The sequence below is a fragment of the Bradyrhizobium sp. USDA 3311 genome, from assembly GCF_054062495.1.
On sequence record NZ_JBSSFI010000001.1, the window covers coordinates 3,895,638 to 3,919,325 of the forward strand.

The following is a 23,688-nucleotide window of genomic DNA, read 5'->3' on the forward strand; positions in this document are numbered from 1 at the left end:
CATTCCGGGTCCCGGCTCTGCAGAGCAGCGTTGCACGCTGCGCTGCGTCCGGGACACGAGACCGCTCAAGGCGCCACCGGCGTTCCCGCCGGCAGCGCAAGTCCCTTCTCGCCCGCAACCTGCCGCAACAGGTCGGGCCGGTCCGAGATGATTCCGTCGACGCCGATCTCGATCATGCGCGTCATGTCCTCGGGCTTGTTGACCGTCCAGACCACGACGCGCAGCCCGAGCCCGTGAGCCTCCGAGACCAGGGCCGCAGTCACATCGCCGAAATAGGGCGACCAGATCGCGCCGCCCGCAGCCTTGATGGTTCGCGGCAGCGAGCCGCCGTGATCGGCGGGGCTGAAACCCGCGGTCCAGTTGGTGGCCTTGTCCAGCACCACGGTCTGTCCTGAACCGCGCTGGAGCGTCAGGTACACGGTCGGAATGGTCGGTGCCTGCTGCTGGACGAGCTGCAGGGTCCTCCAGTCGAACGACTGGATCATGACGCGCTCGGAAAACTTCTCGGCCTCGATCAGCCCGAGCAGTTTGGTGACAAAACCTTGCGGGTCGAGGGATTCGTCCGGATGGTTCGGATCGATCTTGGTCTCGATGTTGAAGCGCACGCGATCGTTGCCGGATTTGCGCACCAGCGCGAACAGCTGCCTCAAGGTGGGAATGCGTGTCCCCGGGACGGCGCGCTGCTCGGGGAATTGCTTGGCGTAGGCACTGTCCGGACGGAGCTGGCCGACGTCATAGCTCCCGACCTCTTCGAGCCGCAGTCGTACGAAGGGCGTGCCGGGCGGAGCGACATAGGCGCCGTTCGCATCCCGTGCCAGATCGGGATTGAGCCCGCGTTCATGCGAGATGATGACCGCGCCATCGGCGGTGACGCCGACGTCGAGCTCCAGTGTGTCCACGCCCATCGACAGCGCGTTGGCGAAGGCCGGCAGGGTGTTTTCCGGTAGCAGCGCCCGCCCGCCGCGATGCGCCTCGAGATCCAAGGCCATGGCTTCTCCTGCCGTGAGAACCGAGAGCACGGTCAGGATCGTCGCGGCACGTGACGGCATCACAGTTCGCAGCCCAAGTGAAAGGACCAAGGGAAAGGAAAGCATATGAAATCTTCGCTTGTTTCGTCCAGTCCCGTGGTCGACAGGCGGTTGACGGAGGCCGTGGAAGGCCGAAACTGGCCCTCCAAAAAAAGGATCGGTCCGGGGACGATTCATATGCGGCTTATCTTCATCGCAACGATGGCGGTTCTCATGGTCGGGCAGGCGGCAGCCAAGGATGTGCTTTCGGGCGCGAGCCTCTATGCGGACGTCGCGCGCTACGAATCCTTCGGCCTGCACCGCTTCGGCTCGCCCGGCGACCGCGCGACGGCGGACTGGATTGCCGGCGAGATGAAGCAGGCCGGGTTCGAGGTCAGCTTCCAGCCCGTCGTGCTCGGCCGGCAATATGTCGTCGAGCAGGCCAGCGCCGAGGCGAGCGGCACGAGCATCGAGGCGACGCCATTCTGGTGGCCGCCGGAAGACAAGGCCAGCTTCCATCTGTCCGCGCTGCTTGCGCGCGACGGTGACGTTGCCGGCAAGATCCTCTGGCTGGAGCTGCCATTCGATCGCGGCGCCTATCTCGGCCCCGCCCATCGCGACGCGATCGCGGAAGCGGCGGCGAGGAAGCCGGCGGCCATCCTGCTGACGATCGGCAATCCCGCGGACGATCGTTTCGCCTACAACGTCACGCAGGAGGATGCGCCCTGGCCGGTGCCGGTGATGGTGGTCGGTGCCAGGTCGCGCGCGACATTCGAGCGCGCAATCGCCTCGGGCGAACCCGTCACCTTCGACGTCAAAGGGCATTATGAGCGCGATGTCGCCGGCCGCAACGTGATCGCCGAGACCGGCGCCGGCCGCGGGCCGACCATCGTCGTCTCGACGCCGATGACCGGCTGGTACTCTTGCGTCTGCGAGCGTGGCCCCGGCATCGCCAACTTCCTCGCGCTGGCGCGCACCGTCGCTGCCGAAAAATGGCCGGCGCATCTCGTCTTCATCGCCACCGCAGGCCATGAAATCGGTCACGGCGGCATGGAGCTGTTCCTGAAGCACGGCGCGCCGGCGCCGAAGGACACGCTGGCGTGGATCCATTTCGGTTCGTCGAACGCGTGCTATGGCTTTGCGGAAGGCGCCCGCACCGAGCGGCCGGAGGAAGAGCGCTATCTCGTGCTGAGCAAATCCGCCGTTGCGCTGACGGACGAGGCCTTCGCCGGGGTCGCGGCAAAACGTCTGGTGACGGAGAAGCAGGCGGTCGGCGAGCTGCGCGACGTGCACGCGGCGGGCTATCCCAATTTCCTCGGCATGGCCGGCCGCCATCGCACGTTCCACACGCCGTCGGACGATCTCGGCGCGACCGGCCCCGAGATCCTCGAGCCGGTCGCCCGCGCTTTCGTCGATGCTGCGCGAAAGATCGTCGAACGCGGCGACGCCGCGTTCAGATAGCGTCAGTTCAGGTAGCGTCAGTTCTGATAGTAGTAGCCGCGCGGCTGGTAGTACTGGCGGGGCTGTGGCTGATAGTAGCCCTGCTGGCCGTAGCCCTGATTGTAATATTGCTGCGGCTGCTGCTGATAGACCTGCGCGTCATAGAGCGGGCGGCTGGCCGGACGCGGCGCCGGATAGCGCGCACCGGTGTCGCTGCCGTCGGCAGGGTAGATGTAATTGTCGTCCTGCGGCATGTAGCGGCGGGCGGGCTGCGCCGGCGGCGTCAGATTCACGGGATCGCCTGATGTGGCGTACTGCTCTTCCGCAGGCTGCGGTGCGCGTGCCACCGCATTGTTGGTGCGGCCGCGCGGATTGCGCGCCAGCGCCACCTGCGCCGAGCCGGTCAGCGTCACCGTGGTGTTGAGCACGCCCTGCTGCTGCACCAGCGCATAGAGCGTCGATGCGTTCTGGCGCGACAGCCGCACGCAGCCATGGGATGCCGGCGTGCCGAGACGGCCGACCGAGTCGGTGCCGTGAATGGCGTGCCCGACCTTGGTGAAAAAGATCGCGTGCGGCATCGGCGCGTCGTCGAATTCCTTGGAGTAGTGGTCCTCTTCCATGCGGAAGGTGCGGAACGCTCCGTTCGGCGTCTCGCGCGAGGGAATGCCCGTCGACACCGGCCAGTGATAGCGCGCGACGCCGTCGACGGCGACGGTCATCTGCTGATTGTCCTTGTCGATGGTGATTTCGACCTTGGCCTGCGCGGTGCCCGCGCTCAAAAGCAGCAGGGAGGTGAAAGTAATGAAAAACGAACGCATCTGAAAACGCATTTGAGTTCTGGCCTCCGGCCTGTTCACGCTAAGCGCCGCGGCTCTCCGTCCCCCGGCGTGCACTATGCCTGCAATCCGGCTTTCGTTCCAGCAGCCGGCCCGGCCATCGTTAACGTGATGCCTGATGTAAGCAAGGCCGCTTTGTGCCGCGCCGCCCGCGGCGATGCTGACATTTTCGCGAGCGGAGATGCGTTCACGACGCCGACAATTCGTCACAAAGGCGCAACCATTTGGCCGCTCCGGGCGTTGAACATGGCCTACCTGACAGGCGGTTTTCGCCGCCGTTGACCTCTTGTATTTCCCTTGGGATCGAAGATGAACAAAGTCCGTATCGCCGCTGCGCAATTGCCGGCCGGTTTACCAGTCCGCCTGCTTTTCGCAGCCGCTGCCATCCTGCTCGCGCTGTTATCGCTGCCGCAAGCCGGCCATGCCCAGGGCATCGTGCGCGGTGCCCAGGAAGGCGCCCATGAAGGCAACCGCATTGCCGGCCCGGTGGGCGGTGTGGTCGGGGGCGCGGTCGGCGCCGGTGTCGGCGGCGCCGTGGGCGCGGTCGAGGGCGTGCTGGGCATTCCCCACCGTCACTACCGTCACTGCCGCGGGTATTATGACGGCTATCACCGCTTCCATTGCTATCGGTGATTGTCATTCCGGGGCGCGACGAAGTCGCGAGCCCGGAATCCATTCATCCACCAGCTCTGTCGCACAATGGATTCCGGGCTCGTGCTTCGCACGCCCCGGAATGACGACAGGGGTCAATTCTTCAGCCGGTACCCGGTGCGGAAAATCCACCAGATCGCGACCAGGCAGATCACCAGGAACGCCGTCGTCATGCAGATGCTGACGGCCACACTCACATCGGCGATCTCGTAGAAGCTCCAGCGGAAGCCGGAGATCAGATAGACGACCGGGTTGAGCAGCGCCACCGTGCGCCAGGTGGGTGGCAGCATGTCGATGGAATAGAAGCTGCCGCCGAGGAAGGTCAGCGGCGTCACCACCAGCATCGGGATCATCTGCAGCTTCTCGAACCCGTCGGCCCAGATGCCGATGATGAAGCCGAACAGGCTGAACGTCACCGCCGTCAGCACCAGGAAGGCCAGCATCCAGACCGGATGGGTGGATATGCAATGGAACGAAGAGCCCGGCGGTGGCCAGGATGATCAGGCCGAGGATGATCGACTTGGTCGCGGCGGCGCCGACATAGCCGAGTACGATCTCGAAATAGGAGATCGGCGCCGACAGGATCTCGTAGATCGTGCCGGTGAATTTCGGGAAGTAGATGCCGAACGAGGCGTTGGCGATGCTCTGCGTCAGCACCGAGAGCATGATCAGGCCCGGCACGATGAAGGTGCCGTAGCTGACGCCCTCGACCTGGCTGATGCGCGAGCCGATCGCGGCGCCGAACACCACGAAATAGAGCGAGGTGGAGACCACCGGCGAGACGATGCTTTGCAGCAGCGTGCGCCAGGTGCGCGCCATTTCGAACAGATAGATGGCGCGGATGGCGCGGTGATTCATGACGTCCTCACGAGGTCGACGAAGATGTCCTCGAGCGACGATTGCGTCGTGTCGAGATCGTTGAAGCGGATGCCGGCGGTGCGGAGGTCGCTCAGCAGGCTGGTGATGCCGGTGCGCTCGCCCTTGGTGTCGTAGTCGTAGACCAGCGTCGCGCCGGAATCGCAGAGGTCGAGCTCGTAATGGCCAAGGCTCTCCGGCAGCGCGGAGATCTTGTTCTGCAAATGCAGCGTCAGCCGCTTCTTGCCGAGCTTCTGCATCAAGGTCGCCTTGTCCTCGACCAGCACGATCTCGCCCTTGTTGATGACGCCGATGCGATCGGCCATCTCCTCGGCTTCCTCGATGTAGTGCGTGGTGAGGATGATGGTGACGCCGGACTGCTGGAGCGTGCGCACCACCTCCCACATGCCCTTGCGCAGCTCGACGTCGACGCCGGCGGTGGGCTCGTCCAGGAACAGGATCTGCGGCTCGTGCGACAGTGCCTTGGCGATCATCACGCGGCGCTTCATGCCGCCGGAGAGTGTGATGATCTTGCTGTCCTTCTTGTCCCACAGCGAGAGGTCCTTGAGCACCTTCTCGATATGGGCTGGGTTCTTCGGCTTGCCGAACAGGCCGCGGGAGAAGCTCACGGTCGCCCAGACGCTCTCGAAGGCGTCGGTGTGGAGTTCCTGCGGCACCAGGCCGATCAGCGAGCGCGCCTTGCGGTAGGAGGTCTGGATGTCCTCGCCGCCGACGAGAACGCGGCCCTCGCTCGGATTGGCGATGCCGCAGATGATCGAGATCAGCGTGGTCTTGCCGGCGCCGTTCGGCCCGAGCAGGGCGAAGATCTCGCCGCGCTTGATATCCAGATTGACGTTCTTGAGCGCCTTGAAGCCGGACCCATAGGTCTTCGACAAATTGGCGACGGAAATGATGGAAGACATGATGGCCGCAAGTCTGAGGGGAAAGGCTGGGGAATGGAGCTGGAACCCGCCCAGGCGGGCCGGTCAGCGGTGCCCTGAGATAGGAATGCCATTGCCCGGTCGCAATTGGCCGCAGAAAAATGGTCTCAAAACAGGCCCTTCGGTGGCAGGTTTCGGGCAAGTGTTGCGCGATGGTCACGGCTTGCTGCTAAGATTGTCGCTCACGCGGCTCTTTGTTGCGTCTGCGAGCAGGCCGTGGCTACGATTCCGGCCAATCGCAAAGCGTATTGTCCCCAGGGAAACCATCGATGAGACCGAACGGCCGTCACACCGCCGGCGCCAGCCAATTGCCCGCCATCCGTGTGTGGGCGATGTGCCTGCTCCTGCTGTCAGCTGTCGCCATGAGCCCGACCACCGCAAGGGCGGCGCCGAGCCAGGCCGCGGCGGCGACCACGCATGTCTACCTGCTCCGTGGCGTGCTCAACATCTTCTCGCTCGGGCTCGATACCATCGGCGCCCGGCTCGAGGCGCAGGGCATCCCGGTGACGGTCGCGAACTTCGTCTCCTGGTCCTCACTCGCCAATGAAGCTGCGACCGCCTACAGGGCCGGCCGCATCAAGACCATCATCCTGGTCGGCCATTCCTCGGGCGCGACCGCGCTGCCGGACATGATCGCCAAGCTCAACCAGCTCGGCGTGCCCGTGAAGCTCGCGATCGGCCTCGATTCCGTGTTCAAGACCAGGCTCTCGACCGGCGCCGAACGCTACATCAACATCTATATCGGCGATGGTCCCGGCGAGCCGGTGCGGCCCGCGGCCGGCCTGCGCGGCAAGCTCGACAATGTCGACGTGCGCGGCACCGGCGTCGGCCACATTTCGATCGACAAGAACGAGGCGATCCAGCGCCGCGTGATCGCCGAGATCGACGCCGCGATCATGCGCTCGCGCGCGCCGGCTCCGGTCGCCGAGCCCGGCGCACCCCGGCAGGCGCGCTCGGCGGCGGCGACGGCGCCGCGGAACTGAGGAGCTTTGCGCGGCGAGCCGTGTTGTTCGACCGCGCTGCTGTCTCTCTGCATTGACCCGCAAGCTCAGAGATCGCGAAGAGCGGAAGTGAGCGGACGCGCGTCATGGCGCGCTCACATCGTCACACCAAGAACGCGCGAATGCTCTCCGCGATTTCCCTCGCGTGGGTTTCCAGCGCGAAATGTCCGGTGTCGAAGAACTGAACCACTGCGTTGGGATTGTCGCGCTTGAACGCCTCGGCGCCGGGCGGGATGAAGAACGGATCGTTCTTGCCCCAGACGGCCAGGAACGGTGGTTTGTAGGTGCGGAAATAGTCCTGGAATGACGGATAGAGCGCGACGTTGCTCCTGTAGTCGCCGAACAGGTCGAGTTGCACGTCGTCCGAGCCCGGTCGAGCCAGGTAGAAATTGTCGAGGTTCTGCCCGTCCGGCGACACCAGGGACGGATTGGGGACACCGTGCGTGTACTGCCAACGCGTCGCGTCCGGCGTGAGCAAGCCGCGCAGCGCCTCACGGTTGGCGGGCGAAGGATCTTGCCAATAGGCTTTTATCGGAGTCCAGCCGTCGCTGAGACCGTCCTCATAGGCATTGCCGTTCTGCGAGATGATCGCCGTGATCCGTTCGGGGTGATTCAGCGCGAGCCGGAAGCCGGTCGGCGCGCCATAGTCGAAGACGTAGACCGCGAAACGATCGAAGCCGATCACCTCGGTGAAGCGTTCGATCACCTTAGCGATGTTGTCGAACGTGTAGCGGAAGGTTTCGCGCGAGGGCATGTCGGATTGGCCGAAGCCGGGCAGGTCAGGTGCCACGATGTGGAACCTGTCCGCGAGCAGCGGGATCAGATCGCGGAACATGTGGCCGGCGCTCGGGAAGCCGTGCAGCAGCAGGAGCTTTGGCGCGCCAGCAGTGCCGGCCTCCCGATAGAACACCTTGAAGCCATCGACGTCTGCGGTGCGATAGGTGGTCGGTGCCATAGCCAGTCTCCGTGTCCGAGTAACCTGTTAGAGTAACCTGTTAAATGTCATTAATAGGGTTACTTCGTTGGTGAGTAACTTGTCAATTGGTGTTTATCAGGTTACTTCTGCCTGCCTCTTCAGACCGGCCAAGGACCGCTCATGGACCGCCCACCCGCCATGTTCATCGCCGACTCGCTTGGCCTTGATTTCCTGAATTCGGTGGCGACGCCGGTCGATACGCCCGTCGATTGGATCGACGATGGCGATGGCCTGATCGACTGGCTGGAGCGGGCGAAGCTGGTGCCGGCGGATGAACTGCACGCACTGAAGGCGCGCGCGGCGCCGGGTGAGCTGGATGAGGTCGCGGATCGGGCGCGTGCCCTGCGCGAATGGTTTCGTGGTTTCGTTCTGGAGCATGCCGGCCGGCCGCTCACGGCGGATGCATTGCGCGAACTCGGTCCGTTGAACGGCCTGCTGGAGCGCGAGGAGTCATTCCGCCAGATCGAGCCGGGACACGGTGATGTTGGCGGCGTTCTGAAGCTGCAAACGAAGCGGCGCTGGCGCTCGGCCGAATCCCTGCTGCTGCCGGTCGGCGAGGCCTTGGCCACGTTCGTCTGCGACGAGGACTTTTCCGACGTGAAGGCGTGCGAGGGCCACAACTGCACGATGCTGTTCGCCGACCACACCCGCAGGCGCGCGCGGCGATGGTGCATCATGGCGGTCTGCGGCAACCGCGCCAAGCAGGCCGCACACCGCAATCGGCTCAAGAGCAGGCAGTGACGAGGGCAGGCAGGTGGTGGCTTCGTGCTGCCTTGTTGGGGCGCGTCCCCGGCTTATCACGGGTTCCTGATGGGGGGACCGCGTGTCGCGACCGCGTTCCGTGCCCCAAATTCCACCCAATCGGTGGTCACTAAGCAACCGGGGGACGGCGTTTGCCTTCCGTGGTGGGACTGCTGGACTGATGCTTGATCCAAGGCGAATCCTCGTGCTGGCAGCGGTTGCGCTGCTCGCCTTGAGCACCGGTGCGGCCGTTGCCTCACCCGCCAAGTCAAAGCCTGCCGCGGCCGCGCCCGTTGCGCCGCCGCCTCCGCCGGCCGAGCCGCTGCCGCCGCCGAAGATCTACCTGTTCCGTGGCGCCATGGGGCCGATCTTCTCGACCGGCATGGACCGGCTCGGCGAGAAGCTGACGAAGGCCGGCTTTTCCGCCGATGTCTACGAATTCACCATCTGCCGATGGATCGGCGATCGTGCCATCTCCAGCTACAAGGAAACGCCGGCGCCGATCGTGCTAATCGGTCACTCCATGGGCGGGCTGTGCTCGGTCGTCATCTCCGAGATGGCGGCCAAGGAGAACATCCCGATCAGCCTCGTCATCGCTATCGATCCCGCCCATGCGACCGGCGACGTGCCGCTCAATGTCGAGCGCTTCATCAACATCTTCCTGTCCGACAGCGTGCTCGGCGGCGGCGATGTCGTGGCAGTGCCCGGCTATCGCGGCCATTACGCGAGCTACGATCTCAAGGAGAACAGCCGCGTCTCGCACATCAACATCGAGAAGTCCGACGACATCCATCGCCAGATCGTCGAGATGGTGACGCAGTTGCCGCGCATTCCCGCGCAGGCCCAGGGCGATGCCGTGCCGCTGCGCTATCTCGTGCCGGCGAATACGCTGGTGGAATTGTGGGACTCCGGCGTGCGGGTGCCGGTACGCCGCGGCGACACCATGGAGAGCATCGCCGCAGCCAATCGCGTGCCGCTGTGGTCGATCGCGCAGAGCAACTCGCTTGCAGAGAACGCGACCCTCACGCCCGGCCAGTCCATCGTCGTCCCGCGCCATCTGACGCCGCCCGAGCCGACGACAGCGCTGGCGACGCCGCCGCCTCCGGCGCGGCGGTAAGCGGTTAGCAGCGGAGATCGCCGGGACGGACGTGGCCTGACGCCGAGCGCCATTCCGTGTGTTGCCTTGTCATTCACGCAACCGCTGCCGCGGCAGCCATCTTGGTGCTGGTGTCGCCAAGGACGAGCGAGCCATGGCGGAAGCCTGGCTCGCCGGGCGATAGGGCGCGGCGAGAAGCATCAGAAACAATGCCCTTTCCGCCGCATATTTCGCCGCAGGCCGGCTATTTTCGGACCCGTGCATGACGAGGTGACCTTCGGTCGTGCAGACACGCCAGCGCCATGTCCTTCGGCCATATCTTCTCAAGAACATTTCGAAGGTGGGGAGGTTATCGGGCATTTCAATTCGCCGTGTCAGCTTGCGTCATGAGCAGGGTTGCCTTCCCGATCGTCCTCTTTGGAGCTCGAAGCGTGAGAGGAAACGCAGAGGCTGCAAGCTTTTCGATCGCGGAACGCTCCTCGGACAGGCGCCTTTCAATGAACCGCCGCTCGACCTCCGTCAGTTCGGTCTTGAGCAATCGTTGGTAACGGCCGATGTTGTTGCGGTGTGCGCGCAACAAGGCCAGCTCTTCATCAATCATCATCGCAATCCCCCTTGAGCGGCCGTTGCCTAGGCTGCGAGACCGGTTCGCAAGATGGACCGCGTGCGGACCGGCTTGCCGCCCGGAGGACCCTTTGGATGGTGGTCCAGCATCGCAAGCGCGTCCAGAATCTCGTCGATGGTGACGGGCTTGTCCGAGCCCGGCAGTTCTCTCAGCGCCGGGTTTGAGGCAACGCTGGCGGCGTCTGAAGCCCAGGACGCGAGGATCGCTCGCTTCTCGCCGATCGACAGAGCCGGATCCTCGACGACGTCGCGGGGATGAGCATAGACAGAGCCGGGGTGCAGTATTGCGTTCAGGTCGATGATGTTGTCAGCATGATCGATCATGAGAGGTCCTCCTTCTCCTTTCGCTAAAACCTCTGTTTGCATTGGGGGGCGCGGTCGAAGGCCACGGTCGGTCCCGCCCGACGATCAGGCGGGATCACCAAGCCCTCGACAAACGAAAATCAGGCGGCTTTGCCCTCGATCTGATGCACGGTGCCGGACGGCGCGCCTTTGATGGCAATTCGCCGCGGCTTCATGGCTTCAGGAATCTCCCGGATCAGTTCGATCTTGAGCAGACCGTTCTCGAACGCGGCGCTCTGCACCTGAACATAGTCTGCCAGGTTGAACTGCCGCTTGAAGGGCCGCGCGGAAATGCCCCGGTAGAGATACTCGCGTTCGGCCTTGTCCGCCTTGTTTCCCTCGACGATCACCGCATTCTGCTCTGCAGTCACGGAGACCTCGTCGGGCGAAAAGCCCGCGATCGCGAGCGAAATCTGGTAGCGATCCTCGCTGACGCGTTCGATGTTGTAGGGGGGATAATTATCCTCGCCGGCACGCTGTGCCGTTTCAACGAGGTCGAAAAGGCGGTCGAAGCCAATGGTCGAACGCCACAGGGGAGAGAAGTCGTAAGTGCGCATAGCCAAATCCTCCAAGGAGCAAAATGGATACGAGCGGCACCGGACACGACCGGTGCCCGTCTCAGTCGTTCCCGACCCATGAGGCGTCGGGGACGCCACCTCTCGGCGGCAACGGAAAAATAAAAAAACGCAGTTTCGGTTTCAAGAGGGGGGCTAAAATTTTTGGACCCTCCCGCGCCTCGCGGAGGGAGGTGGTCGTGCCTGCGACCAAGGTCAGGCGCCGGGCGCCGCCGGCAACGCCGTCGGAGCCCACCATGGTCGCCGCGCCGGCGTTGCTGAACCCACTACACGTTCGAACCGTGGATCGCGTCGATGACGGCGTCGGTCACCTCCTTCGTCGTCGCCTTGCCGCCGACATCGGGCGTCAGCACGCCGGCCGCGCAGACGCGCTCGACGGCCGTCATCAGCCGTGACGCGGCGTCCTTCTCGCCGAGATGCTCGAGCATCTGCGCGCCGGTCCAGAAGGTCGCGACGGGGTTCGCGATGCCCTTGCCGGTGATATCGAAGGCCGAGCCGTGGATCGGCTCGAACATCGACGGGAAGCGGCGTTGCGGGTCGATGTTGCCGGTCGGCGCGACACCGAGGCTTCCCGCCAGCGCGCCGGCAAGGTCGGAGAGGATGTCGGCGTGCAGGTTGGTCGCCACGATGGTGTCGAGGCTCTTCGGATGCAGCGTCATGCGCACCGTCATGGCGTCGACCAGCATCTTGTCCCAGGTCACATCGGGGAATTCGCCGGCGACCTCGGCCGCGATCTCGTCCCACATCACCATGCCATGGCGCTGCGCGTTCGACTTGGTCACGACGGTTAGGAACTTGCGCGGACGCGACTGCGCGAGCTGGAATGCGTAGCGCATGATCCGCGTCACGCCGACGCGGGTGAAGACGGCGACTTCGGTGCCGACCTCTTCCGGCAAACCTCTGTGCGCGCGGCCGCCCATGCCGGCATATTCGCCTTCGGAGTTCTCGCGCACGATCACCCAGTCGAGATCGCCGACGCCGACATTGCGCAGCGGCGAGGCGACGCCGGGCAGGATCTTGGTCGGCCGCACATTGGCGTATTGGTCAAAGCCCTGGCAGATCGGCAGGCGCAGGCCCCACAGCGTGATGTGATCGGGCACGTCGGGGGCGCCGACCGCGCCGAAATAGATCGCGTCGAACTTCTTCAGCTCCGTGAGGCCGTCGGCCGGCATCATCACGCCGTGCTTCTTGTAGTAGTCCGAGCCCCAGTCGAAGGTCTTGACGTTGAAGGCGAGGTCGCCGCTGCGCCTGGCCAGCGCCTCCAGCACGCGGACGCCGGCCGAGATGACCTCGGGGCCGATGCCGTCGGCGGGAATTGCGGCAATCGAATGGGTGCGCATGGAAATGCTCCGTTTGAGAGATCAGTGGGATTGCGGGACGGGTTCGGCGGGCGCGGTCTGCGCGCGCGACAATAGCAGGGTGAGGACCGCGGAGAGAACGAGCAGGCCGGCGACGAAGTAGAGCCCGCCGACGAAGCTGCCGGTCTGGTCCTTGATCCAACCGATCATGGCGGGCCCGACGAAGCCGCCGAGATTGCCGATCGAGTTGATCGTGGCGATGCCGGCCGCGGCCGCGGGACCGGACAGGAACAGCGTCGGCATGCTCCACAGCGGCGGTTTTGCCGAGGAGATGCCGATGTTGACGAGCGCGAGCGCAACCAGCACGGCGACGACGCCGGCCGCAAGCCCGGCATAGGCGAGCCCGGCGGCCGCAATCAGGCAAGCCCACACCACGTGCCAGGTCCGCTCGCCGGTGCGGTCCGAATGCCGCGCCCACAGGATCATGGCGACGACCGCGGCGGTCGCCGGCAATGCATTGAGGAAGCCGACCTGGAGCGAGGACAGCCCGAACTGCTTGATGATCTGCGGCGCCCAGACGCCGAGCGTGTAGAGGCCGGCCGAGGTGCCGAAATAGATCAGCGCCAGCGCCAGCACGCGCGGATCGGCAAGCCCGCGCCAGATGCTGTGGCTCGCGGTTGCGGCCTTGCTGGTGGTCTCCGCGTTCATGGTCTCGACCAGCCAGCGGCGCTCGTCATCAGTGAGCCATTTCGCCTTCTCGGGGCGGTCGGTCAGGAAGCCGAGCACGACGAAGCCGAGCAGCACGGCCGGCAGCGCCTCCAGCACGAACAGCCATTGCCAGCCCTTGAAGCCGAGCAGGCCGTCCATCTCCAGCAGCGCACCTGATATCGGCGAGCCCAGCACGGTGGAGAGCGGCGCTGCCGCCATGAACAGCGCGGTCACCGCGGCGCGCTGGCGCGCCGGGAACCAGTAGGAGAGGTAGAGGATGATGCCGGGAAAGAAGCCGGCTTCGGCGACGCCGAGCAGGAAGCGCAGGATGTAGAAGCCGGTCGGCCCCTGCACGAACGCCATCGCCGCCGACACGATGCCCCAGGTGATCATCACCCGCGCGATCCAGATCCGCGCACCGATCTTGTGCAGGATGATGTTGGAGGGCACCTCGAACAGGAAATAACCCCAGAAGAAGATGCCGGCGCCGAAGCCGTAGACCGCGGGCGACAGGCCGATGTCCTTGTTCATCGTCAGCGAGGCGAAGCCGATATTGACGCGGTCGATGAAGGCCACGAAGTAGAGCAGCATGATGAAGGGAACGATGCGCCAGGTGATCTTGCGCAGCACGCGCGTCTGAATCTCGCTCGCCACCCTGGCCTCCTCAAGTTCCGGCTTGTTGTTGTGTCGGCGGGCCCGGAGGTCCATGCCGGCAACGAGCGTAGTCGGGAGGAAAGGGGGGACTCAATTGGCGCTGGTTTATACAAAAAAATGATATAATCCTCGCGAGGAGAGGCGAGAGGACCCTGGATGGAATTGCATCAGCTTCGATGCTTCGTGGCGGCGGCCGAGCAGTTGCATTTCGGCCATGCGGCGCAGCAGCTCCAGATGCTGCCGTCTGCGCTCGGGCGCCAGATCAGGCTGCTGGAAGAGGACCTGGGCACGCGGCTGTTCGCGCGGACCACGCGCGCGGTGTCGCTCACCGAAGACGGTGCGACGCTTTTGCGCGATGCCCGCGCCATCCTCGCCAAGGTCGAGGCGGTCGAGAATAATCTGCGCAGCCGTTCGCGTGCCGGGGCCGCCCGGCGGCTGCGGGTCGGCGCCATCGACAGCGCGGCGGCGGGATTGCTGCCGCCGCTGCTGCGCGATTTTCGCGACAAGCATCCCGACATCGCGGTGCAGCTTCTGGAGGACAAGACGGTCCGGCTGCTGCCGAAGATTTTGACCGGCGCGCTCGATCTCGCTTTCGTCCGCCCGCCCGACAGCGCGGACAAGCGGCTCGAATTCCGCGATCTGCTCCAGGAGACCGCCATCGTGGCGTTCCCGCAGCGCCACGCGCTCGCGGAGCGCAAGTCGATCACGCTGGCGCAGATCGCCGACGAGGCCATGCTGGTGCCGGACCGCCGCTCGCGGCCGCACAGCCACGACCTCACCATCAAATTGTTCGAGCAGGCGGGGCTGACGCCGCGCATCGTCCAGGTCGCCGACGAGAAGCAGACCATCATCCATCTGGTGGCAACGAAGCTTGGGGTGGCGATCGTGCCGCGCTGGACCACGCGCATGGCGGTGTCAGGCGTGCGCTTCGTGCCGCTCCGGCCGAAGCAGAGCGGACCGGTCGGCCGGCTGCCGCTCGCCGCCGCCTGGCTGCGCGGCTCGCGCGATCCGGCCCGCGATGCGATGCTGGCGGTGCTCGAGGCCCGCCTGCGCAGCTATGCGCGCGAGGCCTGAGGGGCTATGACATTGGCGTGGATAGAAGGTGGAAGGTGATGACCGATCAGACAGATTCGAGCGAATTGCGGGTGGCCATCGCAGGCCTGGGCTCGATCGGCACCAAGATCGCGGCCGCGCTCGATCAGGGCATCGAGGGGCTGACACTGTCCGCCGTCGCCGTGCGCGATCCCGCCAAGCATCAGGCATTTCTCAACGGCCTGCGTCGCCCGCCGCAGGTTCTGCCGAGCGACCAGCTCGGTGAAGCCGCCGACATCGTGGTCGAGTGCGCACCGAGCAGCCAGCTGCGCGCGATCGTCGAGCCGGCAGTGAAGCGCGGCAAGGCCGCTGTCGTCGTCAGCGTCGGCGGGCTGCTCGACAATTTCGATCTCGTCGATCTCGCCCGTGCCAATGGCGGCCGCATCATCGTGCCGACCGGCGCGCTGATCGGGCTCGATGCCGTCAACGCTGCTGCGATCGGCACCATTCATTCGGTGAAGATGGTGACGCGCAAGCCGATCGACGGGCTGAAGGGTGCGCCCTTCATCGTTCACAACAACATCGACATCGACACGCTGCGCGAGCCGCTAAAGCTGTTCGAGGGCACGGCGCGCGAGGCCGCAAAAGGCTTCCCGGCCAATCTCAACGTCGCAGTCGCGCTGTCGCTCGCGGGTGTCGGGCCTGATCGCACCTCCGTGCAGATCTGGGCCGATCCGACCGTCACGCGCAACGTTCACCGCATCGAGGTCGAGGCGGATTCGGCGCGCTTCTCGATGTCGATCGAGAACATCCCGTCCGAAAATCCCAAGACCGGGCTGATCACGGCGCTGTCGGTGATCGCGCTGCTGCGCAAGCAGCGCGCCACGCTCTGTGTCGGGACGTAAACCTTTACGCGCCGGTGACGCGCCAGATCACGTTGCCGACGTCGTCGGCCATCAGCAGCGATTTCTTGTCGGGGCCGATCACGACGCCAACCGGGCGGCCGTAGGATTCCTTCTCGTCCGGGGACAGGAAGCCCGACAGGATGTCGCGACCGGGGCCGGAGGGCTTGCCGTTCTCGAACGGGATGAACACCAGCTTGTAGCCGGACAGCTTGCTGCGATTCCACGAGCCGTGCTGGCCGATCACCATGCCGTCGGGGAAGCCGGGCAGGGTGCCTGATGGCATCCAGCACAGGCCGAGCGAAGCGGTGTGGCCGCCCAGCGCATAGTCCGGTTGAATCGCCTTGGCGACCATTGCCGGATCCTGCGGCACGCGGTCGTCCACCGTCTTGCCCCAGTAGCAATAGGGCCAGCCATAGAAGCCGCCATCGCGCACCGAGGTGAGATAGTCCGGCGGCGTCTCGTCGCCGAGCCCGTCGCGCTCGTTGACGACGGTCCAGAGCACGCCGGTCGTCGGCTCCCAGGCAAGGCCCACCGGGTTGCGCAGGCCGGCACCAAAAATGCGATGCGTGCCGGCGGCGAGGTCGAGCTCATAGACCGCGGCGCGGCCTTCCTCGACCTCCATGCCCATCTCGGCGATGTTGCTGAGCGAGCCGACGCCGGCATAGAGCTTCCTGCCGTCGGGACTGGCGAGCAGGCTGCGCGTCCAGTGGCCGCTCGGCTTGAACGTGGTGAGCCGCTTGCCCGGCGCAGTGATGCGGTCGGCATTGGCGACATAGGGGAAGGCCATCACGCCGTCGGTGTTGCCGACATAGAAGGTGTCGCCGACCAGCGCCATGCCGAACGGCTGGCTGAGGTTCTCCATGAAGGCGCCGCGAACTTCGGCGACGCCGTCGCCGTCCTTGTCGCGCAGCAGCGTGATGCGGTTGGCGGAAACGCCGAGCGCGGCGGCGCGCCGCATCGTCGCCTGCATCGCGTAGTGAAACACGGATCGCGGCGGCCCCGCGATCTGGGTCGCTTCCGCGATCAGCACGTCGCCATTGGGCAGCACCTCGATCCAGCGCGGATGGTCGAGGCCGGTTGCGAACGCATTGACCTTGAGCCCGGGCGCGATGGTCGGCTTCTGGCCCTCGCTCCAGCCGCGGGCGGTCGGCATCTTCAGCGTCGGGATCGCGCCTTGCGGCTTTGCCTCGGGAATGGCGGGCGTCTGGCCCCATGCGGGCGCAGGCTCTGTGCCGGACAGCTTCCGCCATTGCAGAGCAATGCCGCCGAGAAGCGCAACGAACTGCGCAAAAATGCTGGAAAAGGTCATGAGAAGCCCCTGTCGAACCTGCGGCACAGTCCAACGCCGGATTGCTCCAGGCCCCGCGCGGGCCCAGGCCTGATCGTCGACCTCTCCAGGTCAACCATGGATGTCGTCGTGCCTCATTGCGCGCGCATCCAACTGGGTGGCGGTAAAAAGGTCAACCTATGCGGGCTCGGATCGGGACGTTTATGGCGCGGATGGCAGCACGCCGAATTTGCATGGCAAGGATGCAGGCGCCGATGCAGTGGCGCACGCTGCCTCCTCAACGTCGTCCTGGCTTTCGCCAAGACGACATCGGAGGATATGGCGGGCTTGTTACATCACCGCGGCGACAGGAACGGGATGATCATCGGCACGCGGCGGCAATAGGCGCCGTAGGCGTCCTCGCCGAGCTCCTTCGACAGGAACACCTCTTCCATCCGCCCCTTCTGCCACATGCCGAGCGAGATCAGGATCGCGCCGAGGATCGCGGTCACCGTCCCGACCGCGATGCCGGTCGCCAGCATGCCGGCGATCAGGCCGGTGTAGATCGGATGACGCACGATGCCGTACGGGCCGGTATCGATGACGCGGTGGTCTTCCTTGTGGGTGATGGTGTTGGACCAGAATTTTCCGAGATGCAGCCGTCCCCACCAGGTGAAGGAGATGCCGGCGAGCACGATCAGCGCGACGATGTAGACGCCGGTGTTGCTGAACACCCAGAGCGGCTTCTCACCGAGCACTTCGGCGGTCCACGGCGTGAACAGGATGCCGCCGACCAGGATCGGGATGCGATAGCGGCCGGACTCCAGGGTCATCACCTGCTTTTGCGTGCGGCCCTGCCAGAACGAGGCGCCGACCCAGCTGGCGAGCCAGGCGAGCCAGATCAGGGCGAGCAGTTGCGTCGGCCAGGTCGTGGTCCAGCCACCCCAGGCGACAGAGAGAAGCTTGCTGAAATCGAAGGACATGAAGGTTCTTTGCGTTAGGCGGCGGCTTTAGCCAGCGCGCGAGGAGAGCGCGTGTTGCTTGATGGCGCCGGAGGGCTGCACGCCGCCGCGGGCGAGCAGATGGGTGATGGTTTCGCGCAGGACCGGCTCGATCGGGCGCGGCGAGTAGCCGAGCTCGGTTCGCGCCTTGCCGATCGAGAGATCGCTCGCGGCGAGCGCAATGCGCACGCCCTCGGCGGTGCCGTTGGGCGGCCGGCGCGTGAAGTTGTCGGATAGATATTCGAGCATGATGCCGGAGAGCTCAGCGATCTTGCCAGGCACGACGATCGGGAACTGGCGGCGGCCGCTCATCGCCGACATCATCCGCAGGATGCGGCCGAGCGGGACGCAGTCGCCGCCGAGGATGTAGCGCTGGCCGATGCGGCCGCGCTCCATGGTCAGCACGAGGCCCATGGCGACGTCGCGGACATCGACGAGATTGACCAGGAAGTTGAGGTGCGGCTGCACTTTCTTCTGGAGGAAGTACCAGAGCATCGCCGTCGGCGGCGTCAGGTTGTGGTCGGCAACTCCGATCGGCATGGTCGGCGTGCCGATCACGAGCGGAAAGCCACTGGCCGCGGCCTTCGCGGCGTGATGCTCGGCGAGCGACTTCGACCGCGTATAGGCGCCGGGCATCGCGTCGGCCGGCTGGAGCGCCTCTTCGGCTGGAGCGCCGTCGAGGTCGGTATAGGGGAACAGGATCGATTCCGTCGAGCAGTGCAGGAAGCGCGACACGCCGCGCTTCATCGCAGCCGCCAGCACGACCTCGGTGCCGCGGAAATTGACGTCGTGAAAGTCCTGCTTGTTGGCAACCCACATGCCGGGCAGGCCGGCGAGGTGATAGACCTGATCGACGCCGGCCAGCGCGGCATCGACCGCGGCGCCGTCCAGCACCGAGCCGTGAACATAGTCGACGTCGGTATTGGCGGCGGCCGGCGGCCGGACATCGAGAACACGCACCCGCTGCCCACGGGCGCGGAGCGATTCTACGAGATGATGTCCGATGAAGCCGCTGCCACCGGTAACCAGTACGAGAGCCATGAAGAAGGTTTGCTGTTTCGCTTCTAGAGCTATCGGGTTGAAAGGGAATTGGTCGGAAGAGGCGCCAGAATCGCGGCAAGGTCGCGACGGAAGCCCAGTGCAATGAATAATTTTGCCATGACAAACATCGGTCCCAGCAAAAGATGCGACGGAAACGTGAATAACGAGGCTTCGCGCCCCTCAAAAACCTTGTGGCCGATGGTCTGCGCGGCGAGGCCGAGCACGACCAGCGTGGCGAAAATCGCCCACATCGTCATGGTGCTGACTTGCGTCGAAATGGTCGTCGCGATCGAAAACAGCACGACGGAGACGGCCAGAATGCCGACCCCGAGCGCCATGTCGAGCATCAGCCAATAGATCAGAACCGGCAATGCCAGGATGACCGCCAGGCTGAGTTCCGTTCCGAACAGCGGCACCTTCACCAACGTCAGCGGTAGCACGGCGCCCGTGAACAGCAAGAGGATGCCGACCACGTGCATCGCCGTATTCCGGGGATCGCGATGGTACTCGACGTAAACGGCAAGTTGGCGTTGGAACAAGCCACCCATCTTGGTCTCATGCAGCACAGGGTTGGGGAAGGACGAACCAGAGCCTATAGCACCTGATAGGGCAGTGCACAAACCGGCACTATTGTCGCGCAAAACCGTGCTGTCGCACTGTGAAACAGGTCACAAAACGGTCAGGACTTCAATGGGTTCCGTCAGGCGTCGAGGCGCGCCTCGTCAGCGCTTCTTGGCGGGCTTTTTCGCCGCAGGCGCAGGTGCCGCAGCCGGATGCGCGGGTGCCTCCTCCGGTACCTTGGCAAAGGTCAGGATTTGCAGCTGGCCGTTGGCGGCCGAGGTCGGCTTGGCGCGGTCGAGAAACTGCTCCTCGCCGAGGCCGATCGGATGCAGCCGCTTGGTCGAGATCTTGAACGTGTTCACCAGCACGTCGCGGATCGCGTCCGCCCGGCGCTGGCTCAGGATCGCGTTGGCCTCGCGCGTCTTCGCGTTGGATTCGACATGGCCGACGATCAGGAAGGTGTAGGGCAGCAGCGAGGCATGAACCAGCGCATCCGCGATGCGGCCGACGGTCTGGTAGGACGCCGGCTGGATGATCGGCGTGTCGGCGTCGAACTGGATCTGCGCGTTGAAGGCGGGCAGCTTGGCGAGATCCGGCGCGATCGGCGGCCGGTTCACCGGACCCGGATCGTTCTTGATCCTCGCCTTGGCGCGCTCCATCACCTGCTGCTTCAGCGCGGGAAGGTCGATTTCGGCGGCCTCTTCGAAATGGTTCAGCTTGCCGACGATGTCGTCACGGGTCGGCGGCGTCGTCTGGGCGCTGGCTGCGCCCGCGAGCAAAGCCATGCCGAGCGCGATGCCTAGTCCGGCGGTGGTGAGCCCCTTCGCGCGCATCATCGATACCCCGCGTCGTCCACGGCCTTCAGGCAGTTGTTGCTGATGCCCTTGGGCGTCGAGACCAGGCAGGGGATCGACTTGCTGGTCTCCTTGGTCGAGCCGCCGCAGACCTTGACGATCTCGCGCTGGCAGGCGTTCGCCACCGTGACGCGTGCGGCGACGCGCTTCTGGATGGCGTCGAAGGCGCCGAGATAGTCGCTCTGGCATTGCTGGGAGAGCACATCCCGGTTGCGGGACAGACACTCCTTCAGCCGGGTCGAGTCCGGATTGACGCCGCGGCAATTGGCGACGATTTCCGCGCCGCAGCTCTTGGCCAGCAGCCCGATCGAATCGCCAAAGCTCATGGTCTCCGCCGCCGCAAGCGACGGCATAACCAATGCCAGCACGATCAATGTGATGGAGCCCCGGACCATGGGCGCATCTGATACGGGGAAGTTCGCGGTGGTCAAGGGGCGTGGTGGGAAGAAACGCGGCGGCGTAACGCCGCCGCAACACCGCAAGGCCTGCTCACGCCCGCTGCACGAAACTGTCCACGACCTTCTTCTCGCCGGCCTTGTCGAAGGCGATGGTGAGCTTGTTGCCGTCGATCTTGGTGACGCGGCCGTAGCCGAATTTCTGGTGGAAGACGCGGTCGGAGAGCGCGAATTCCGAGGTCGTGCCGGTGGATTTGGCGACCAGTTCGCCCTCGATCGTCATCGGCCCGCGCCGGCGCGAGGAGAAGCTGCCGAAATCGGGGCCGGAGGACGAGGAGGACGAGAACGTCGCGGCCTCTTCCTCGAAGCTGCCGTGGCCGCCGGCGCCGGTGCGGCCGCCGCCCCGGTTGCGGTTGGCCTGCGCCCGCTGCCAGCCCGGCGTCGTATAGCTGGAGCCGAACGCCTCCATGTCGTCGAAGCGGGAGGCGCCGTAGCCGCCGGTTCCGCCCCAGGCCGAGCCACCCTTGGATTCCGTGATCTCGACATTGGCCGCCGGCAATTCGTCGAGGAAGCGCGACGGGATCGTGGTCGTCCAGGTGCCATGGATGCGCCGGTTGGTCGCAAAATAGATCATGGCTCGGCGGCGGGCGCGGGTGATGCCGACATGGCCGAGCCGGCGTTCTTCCTCGAGGCCGGCGCGGCCCTGTTCGTCCAGCGTACGCTGGCTCGGGAACAGGCCTTCCTCCCAGCCCGGCAGGAACACGTTGTCGAATTCGAGGCCCTTGGCCGAATGCAGCGTCATCAGCGACACCGCATCCTCCTCGGCGCCGCCGTCGCGGTCCATCACCAGCGAGATGTGCTCGAGGAACCCTTGCAGGTTCTCGAACTCCTCCATGGAGCGCACCAGCTCCTTGAGGTTCTCGAGCCGGCCCGCGGCGTCCGCCGAGCGGTCCTTCTGCCACATCTCGGTGTAGCCGCTCTCGTCGAGCACGATCTGGGCGAGGTCGGTATGCGCGGTGACTTCGCGCTGGGCGCGCCAGCGGTCGAACTGGGCGACGAGGTCGCGCAAGGAGCCGCGCGCCTTCGGCTTCAGCTCGTCGGTCTCGACCACCGCACGCGCCGCCTCGAACAGCGGAATGCGGCGCTTACGGGCGTGGTCGTGCAGCATCTGCACGGTGGCATCGCCGAGGCCGCGCTTGGGCGTGTTGACGATGCGCTCGAAGGCGAGATCGTCGGCCGGCGAGTTGATGACGCGAAGATAAGCCAGCGCGTCGCGGATTTCGGCGCGCTCGTAGAAGCGCGGGCCGCCGATCACGCGATAGGGCAGGCCGAGCGTGACGAAACGGTCTTCGAACTCGCGCATCTGGTAGGACGCGCGCACCAGGATCGCGATCTCGTTCAGCTTCTCGCCCTGGCGCTGGATCTGCTCGATCTCCTCGCCGATGCCGCGCGCTTCCTCCTCAGAATCCCACGAGCCTGTCACCGTGACCTTCTCGCCGTCCTGGTCCTCGGTGCGCAGCGTCTTGCCAAGCCGGCCTTCGTTGTGCGCGATCAAATGCGAGGCGGCGGCGAGGATGTGGCCGGTCGAGCGGTAATTGCGTTCGAGGCGAATGACCTTGGCGCCGGGGAAATCGTGGTCGAAGCGCAGGATGTTGTCGACCTCGGCGCCGCGCCAACCATAGATCGACTGGTCGTCGTCGCCGACGCAGCAGATGTTTTTGACGTGAGGCGTGGCTGTCGGCGTGCCGGCCGCTTGCTCCGTCATTCCGGGGCGATGCGGAGCATCGAACCCGGAATCTCGAACTGTGGACTCATCTCCGGATTCCGGGTTCGGCTCTTCGAGCCGCCCCGGAATGACGGCCTTGGTCGCCGCCGGCGCCTGCGACAAAAGCCGCAGCCACAGATATTGCGCGACGTTGGTGTCCTGATATTCGTCCACCAGGATGTATTTGAAGCGCTGCTGGTACTGCCGCAGGATATCCGGGTGCTCGCGGAAGATGCGGATGTTCTCCAGCAGCAGGTCGCCGAAATCGGCGGCGTTCAGGATCTTCAGCCGCTCCTGATAGCTCGCATAGAGCTTGCCGCCCTTGCCGTTGGCGAAGACAGCGGCTTCGCCTGAGGGCACCTGCGACGGCGTCAGGCCGCGGTTCTTCCAGCCGTCGATCAGGCCGGCCAGCATGCGCGCCGGCCAGCGCTTGTCGTCGATGTTCTCGGCCTGAAGCAGCTGCTTCAGCAGCCGGACCTGGTCGTCGACATCGAGCACGGTGAAGTTCGACTTGAGCTGCGCCAGCTCGGCATGGGTGCGCAGGATGCGGCCGCCGATCGAGTGGAAGGTGCCGAGCCACGGCATGCCTTCGACGGCGTGGCCGAGCATCTGGCCGAGCCGGTGCTTCATCTCGCGCGCGGCCTTGTTGGTGAAGGTCACCGACAGGATCTCGGCGGGGCGGGCGCGGCCCTGGCTCAGGATGTGGGCGATGCGCGTGGTCAGCACGCGCGTCTTGCCGGTGCCGGCGCCGGCCAGCACCAGGACCGGGCCGTCCAGCGTCTCCACTGCATCGCGCTGCTCGGGATTGAGCCCGGACAGATATTTCGGGCCTACCGAGGCGCGCGCACGCGCGGCGATGCCGCCGGCTGCGGGCTGGTGGTCGGGGACGCTTGTGATCTTGCTCGGCTCGGTCATGCGAATCATTTGGCCCCACGATGGCACCGCGGGGTGACGGGAGGGAGCCTTCATAACAGGGATTGGTCCCTATATGGGGCGGCGGTGCAGGGTTTTCCACGTACGCGGGGGGGCGATTTGTTCCTCCGACCCTGCGAATTTCCGCCTAGCGTGGGCAGGAACCATCGTTCCCGCGTCGAGATTGTCTGGACAGGTGGCGCGGCCAGC

Annotated in this window: 23 protein-coding genes and 1 pseudogene; 7 read left to right on the plus strand and 17 right to left on the minus strand. The window is 65.3% G+C overall.

The annotated features are described in order from the left end of the window. Positions 1-65: 65 nt before the first annotated feature. Positions 66-1,049 (minus strand): glycerophosphodiester phosphodiesterase, encoded by a 984-nt coding sequence (locus tag ACVWW6_RS18465; protein WP_063921532.1) that lies wholly within the window; start codon positions 1,047-1,049, stop codon positions 66-68. A gap of 156 nt (positions 1,050-1,205) precedes the next feature. Between ACVWW6_RS18465 and ACVWW6_RS18470 the strand changes: the two genes are divergently transcribed. Next, positions 1,206-2,468, plus strand: coding sequence for a hypothetical protein (locus ACVWW6_RS18470; RefSeq protein WP_038966440.1), 1,263 nt, complete (start codon positions 1,206-1,208; stop codon positions 2,466-2,468). A 17-nt stretch (positions 2,469-2,485) separates the two neighbouring features. On the opposite strand, the gene ACVWW6_RS18475 is transcribed toward ACVWW6_RS18470, so the two are convergent. After that, positions 2,486-3,265 (minus strand): L,D-transpeptidase, encoded by a 780-nt coding sequence (locus tag ACVWW6_RS18475; RefSeq protein ID WP_038966441.1) that lies wholly within the window; start codon positions 3,263-3,265, stop codon positions 2,486-2,488. A gap of 327 nt (positions 3,266-3,592) precedes the next feature. Between ACVWW6_RS18475 and ACVWW6_RS18480 the strand changes: the two genes are divergently transcribed. After that, a complete protein-coding gene (locus ACVWW6_RS18480) occupies positions 3,593-3,916 on the plus strand; it encodes a hypothetical protein (RefSeq protein ID WP_161533706.1) in 324 nt (107 codons plus the stop codon). Between the two features lie 113 nt (positions 3,917-4,029). Here the strand turns inward: ACVWW6_RS18480 and ACVWW6_RS18485 are convergent. Together ACVWW6_RS18485 and ACVWW6_RS18490 are read right to left on the minus strand one after the other, a co-directional pair. Beyond that, positions 4,030-4,792: pseudogene (locus ACVWW6_RS18485) on the minus strand (ABC transporter permease). After that, positions 4,789-5,712, minus strand: coding sequence for an ABC transporter ATP-binding protein (locus tag ACVWW6_RS18490; RefSeq protein WP_011089318.1), 924 nt, complete (start codon positions 5,710-5,712; stop codon positions 4,789-4,791). Before ACVWW6_RS18490 ends, ACVWW6_RS18485 begins: the two are co-directional and overlap by 4 nt. 287 nt (positions 5,713-5,999) lie before the next feature. Here ACVWW6_RS18490 and ACVWW6_RS18495 point away from each other — a divergent pair, with 287 nt between their 5' ends. After that, the gene (locus tag ACVWW6_RS18495) at positions 6,000-6,713 is read left to right on the plus strand and encodes a hypothetical protein (protein WP_028176226.1); all 714 of its coding nucleotides are present in this window, start codon (positions 6,000-6,002) and stop codon (positions 6,711-6,713) included. A 121-nt stretch (positions 6,714-6,834) separates the two neighbouring features. Here ACVWW6_RS18495 and ACVWW6_RS18500 read toward each other — a convergent pair whose 3' ends face one another. Then, a complete protein-coding gene (locus tag ACVWW6_RS18500; protein WP_456681194.1) occupies positions 6,835-7,686 on the minus strand; it encodes an alpha/beta fold hydrolase in 852 nt (283 codons plus the stop codon). Between the two features lie 141 nt (positions 7,687-7,827). Between ACVWW6_RS18500 and ACVWW6_RS18505 the strand changes: the two genes are divergently transcribed. Beyond that, on the plus strand, positions 7,828-8,448 hold the full coding sequence (locus ACVWW6_RS18505) for a CGNR zinc finger domain-containing protein (RefSeq protein WP_456681195.1): 621 nt from the start codon (positions 7,828-7,830) through the stop codon (positions 8,446-8,448). Between the two features lie 181 nt (positions 8,449-8,629). Then, a complete protein-coding gene (locus ACVWW6_RS18510; protein ID WP_456681196.1) occupies positions 8,630-9,565 on the plus strand; it encodes a LysM peptidoglycan-binding domain-containing protein in 936 nt (311 codons plus the stop codon). Between the two features lie 340 nt (positions 9,566-9,905). Here ACVWW6_RS18510 and ACVWW6_RS18515 read toward each other — a convergent pair whose 3' ends face one another. From ACVWW6_RS18515 to ACVWW6_RS18535, 5 genes are all read right to left on the minus strand, one after another. Continuing rightward, positions 9,906-10,148 (minus strand): hypothetical protein, encoded by a 243-nt coding sequence (locus ACVWW6_RS18515; RefSeq protein WP_063623038.1) that lies wholly within the window; start codon positions 10,146-10,148, stop codon positions 9,906-9,908. 26 nt (positions 10,149-10,174) lie between these two features. After that, the gene (locus ACVWW6_RS18520) at positions 10,175-10,492 is read right to left on the minus strand and encodes a hypothetical protein (RefSeq protein WP_161533711.1); all 318 of its coding nucleotides are present in this window, start codon (positions 10,490-10,492) and stop codon (positions 10,175-10,177) included. Between the two features lie 119 nt (positions 10,493-10,611). Beyond that, positions 10,612-11,067: an Hsp20 family protein gene (locus ACVWW6_RS18525; protein WP_110117081.1), complete on the minus strand. Its 456-nt coding sequence runs from the start codon at positions 11,065-11,067 to the stop codon at positions 10,612-10,614. A 284-nt stretch (positions 11,068-11,351) separates the two neighbouring features. After that, positions 11,352-12,425, minus strand: coding sequence for a tartrate dehydrogenase (locus tag ACVWW6_RS18530; RefSeq protein ID WP_456681197.1), 1,074 nt, complete (start codon positions 12,423-12,425; stop codon positions 11,352-11,354). A gap of 21 nt (positions 12,426-12,446) precedes the next feature. Beyond that, a complete protein-coding gene (locus tag ACVWW6_RS18535; RefSeq protein WP_342714388.1) occupies positions 12,447-13,745 on the minus strand; it encodes an MFS transporter in 1,299 nt (432 codons plus the stop codon). Between the two features lie 156 nt (positions 13,746-13,901). Here ACVWW6_RS18535 and ACVWW6_RS18540 point away from each other — a divergent pair, with 156 nt between their 5' ends. Beyond that, on the plus strand, positions 13,902-14,819 hold the full coding sequence (locus ACVWW6_RS18540; protein WP_456681198.1) for a LysR substrate-binding domain-containing protein: 918 nt from the start codon (positions 13,902-13,904) through the stop codon (positions 14,817-14,819). Positions 14,820-14,857: 38 nt separating this feature from the next. After that, positions 14,858-15,682 carry an aspartate dehydrogenase gene (locus tag ACVWW6_RS18545; RefSeq protein ID WP_456681199.1) on the plus strand — a complete coding sequence of 275 codons (825 nt, stop codon included), beginning with the start codon at positions 14,858-14,860 and terminating at the stop codon, positions 15,680-15,682. Positions 15,683-15,686: 4 nt separating this feature from the next. Here ACVWW6_RS18545 and ACVWW6_RS18550 read toward each other — a convergent pair whose 3' ends face one another. The 7 genes from ACVWW6_RS18550 to ACVWW6_RS18580 form a co-directional block, all read right to left on the minus strand. After that, positions 15,687-16,991: a PQQ-dependent sugar dehydrogenase gene (locus ACVWW6_RS18550; RefSeq protein WP_456681200.1), complete on the minus strand. Its 1,305-nt coding sequence runs from the start codon at positions 16,989-16,991 to the stop codon at positions 15,687-15,689. 314 nt (positions 16,992-17,305) lie between these two features. After that, positions 17,306-17,932, minus strand: coding sequence for a methyltransferase family protein (locus ACVWW6_RS18555; protein WP_011089305.1), 627 nt, complete (start codon positions 17,930-17,932; stop codon positions 17,306-17,308). 27 nt (positions 17,933-17,959) lie between these two features. After that, on the minus strand, positions 17,960-18,991 hold the full coding sequence (locus ACVWW6_RS18560) for an NAD-dependent epimerase/dehydratase family protein (protein WP_011089304.1): 1,032 nt from the start codon (positions 18,989-18,991) through the stop codon (positions 17,960-17,962). A 29-nt stretch (positions 18,992-19,020) separates the two neighbouring features. After that, positions 19,021-19,539 carry an Mpo1 family 2-hydroxy fatty acid dioxygenase gene (locus ACVWW6_RS18565; protein ID WP_028176215.1) on the minus strand — a complete coding sequence of 173 codons (519 nt, stop codon included), beginning with the start codon at positions 19,537-19,539 and terminating at the stop codon, positions 19,021-19,023. Positions 19,540-19,713: 174 nt separating this feature from the next. Beyond that, on the minus strand, positions 19,714-20,385 hold the full coding sequence (locus tag ACVWW6_RS18570; protein WP_038966451.1) for an OmpA family protein: 672 nt from the start codon (positions 20,383-20,385) through the stop codon (positions 19,714-19,716). Further along, positions 20,385-20,801: a hypothetical protein gene (locus ACVWW6_RS18575; RefSeq protein WP_271551310.1), complete on the minus strand. Its 417-nt coding sequence runs from the start codon at positions 20,799-20,801 to the stop codon at positions 20,385-20,387. Before ACVWW6_RS18575 ends, ACVWW6_RS18570 begins: the two co-directional genes overlap by 1 nt. A 94-nt stretch (positions 20,802-20,895) precedes the next feature. Further along, positions 20,896-23,490 carry an ATP-dependent helicase gene (locus ACVWW6_RS18580; RefSeq protein ID WP_456681201.1) on the minus strand — a complete coding sequence of 865 codons (2,595 nt, stop codon included), beginning with the start codon at positions 23,488-23,490 and terminating at the stop codon, positions 20,896-20,898. Between the last annotated feature and the right edge of the window lie 198 nt (positions 23,491-23,688).

What these genes read in the sequence shown, in the direction of transcription:
- ACVWW6_RS18510 (WP_456681196.1), top strand. Translation starts at nt 8,630, where the DNA reads ATGCTTGATCCAAGGCGAATCCTCGTGCTGGCAGCGGTTGCGCTGCTC.
- ACVWW6_RS18545 (WP_456681199.1), top strand. Translation starts at nt 14,858, where the DNA reads ATGACCGATCAGACAGATTCGAGCGAATTGCGGGTGGCCATCGCAGGC.
- ACVWW6_RS18530 (WP_456681197.1), bottom strand. Translation starts at nt 12,425, where the DNA reads ATGCGCACCCATTCGATTGCCGCAATTCCCGCCGACGGCATCGGCCCC.
- ACVWW6_RS18470 (WP_038966440.1), top strand. Translation starts at nt 1,206, where the DNA reads ATGCGGCTTATCTTCATCGCAACGATGGCGGTTCTCATGGTCGGGCAG.
- ACVWW6_RS18495 (WP_028176226.1), top strand. Translation starts at nt 6,000, where the DNA reads ATGAGACCGAACGGCCGTCACACCGCCGGCGCCAGCCAATTGCCCGCC.
- ACVWW6_RS18480 (WP_161533706.1), top strand. Translation starts at nt 3,593, where the DNA reads ATGAACAAAGTCCGTATCGCCGCTGCGCAATTGCCGGCCGGTTTACCA.
- ACVWW6_RS18560 (WP_011089304.1), bottom strand. Translation starts at nt 18,991, where the DNA reads ATGGCTCTCGTACTGGTTACCGGTGGCAGCGGCTTCATCGGACATCAT.
- ACVWW6_RS18580 (WP_456681201.1), bottom strand. Translation starts at nt 23,490, where the DNA reads ATGATTCGCATGACCGAGCCGAGCAAGATCACAAGCGTCCCCGACCAC.
- ACVWW6_RS18475 (WP_038966441.1), bottom strand. Translation starts at nt 3,265, where the DNA reads ATGCGTTCGTTTTTCATTACTTTCACCTCCCTGCTGCTTTTGAGCGCG.
- ACVWW6_RS18500 (WP_456681194.1), bottom strand. Translation starts at nt 7,686, where the DNA reads ATGGCACCGACCACCTATCGCACCGCAGACGTCGATGGCTTCAAGGTG.
- ACVWW6_RS18520 (WP_161533711.1), bottom strand. Translation starts at nt 10,492, where the DNA reads ATGATCGATCATGCTGACAACATCATCGACCTGAACGCAATACTGCAC.
- ACVWW6_RS18540 (WP_456681198.1), top strand. Translation starts at nt 13,902, where the DNA reads ATGGAATTGCATCAGCTTCGATGCTTCGTGGCGGCGGCCGAGCAGTTG.
- ACVWW6_RS18550 (WP_456681200.1), bottom strand. Translation starts at nt 16,991, where the DNA reads ATGACCTTTTCCAGCATTTTTGCGCAGTTCGTTGCGCTTCTCGGCGGC.
- ACVWW6_RS18555 (WP_011089305.1), bottom strand. Translation starts at nt 17,932, where the DNA reads ATGTCCTTCGATTTCAGCAAGCTTCTCTCTGTCGCCTGGGGTGGCTGG.
- ACVWW6_RS18570 (WP_038966451.1), bottom strand. Translation starts at nt 20,385, where the DNA reads ATGCGCGCGAAGGGGCTCACCACCGCCGGACTAGGCATCGCGCTCGGC.
- ACVWW6_RS18575 (WP_271551310.1), bottom strand. Translation starts at nt 20,801, where the DNA reads ATGGTCCGGGGCTCCATCACATTGATCGTGCTGGCATTGGTTATGCCG.
- ACVWW6_RS18515 (WP_063623038.1), bottom strand. Translation starts at nt 10,148, where the DNA reads ATGATGATTGATGAAGAGCTGGCCTTGTTGCGCGCACACCGCAACAAC.
- ACVWW6_RS18465 (WP_063921532.1), bottom strand. Translation starts at nt 1,049, where the DNA reads ATGCCGTCACGTGCCGCGACGATCCTGACCGTGCTCTCGGTTCTCACG.
- ACVWW6_RS18525 (WP_110117081.1), bottom strand. Translation starts at nt 11,067, where the DNA reads ATGCGCACTTACGACTTCTCTCCCCTGTGGCGTTCGACCATTGGCTTC.
- ACVWW6_RS18505 (WP_456681195.1), top strand. Translation starts at nt 7,828, where the DNA reads ATGGACCGCCCACCCGCCATGTTCATCGCCGACTCGCTTGGCCTTGAT.
- ACVWW6_RS18490 (WP_011089318.1), bottom strand. Translation starts at nt 5,712, where the DNA reads ATGTCTTCCATCATTTCCGTCGCCAATTTGTCGAAGACCTATGGGTCC.
- ACVWW6_RS18565 (WP_028176215.1), bottom strand. Translation starts at nt 19,539, where the DNA reads ATGGGTGGCTTGTTCCAACGCCAACTTGCCGTTTACGTCGAGTACCAT.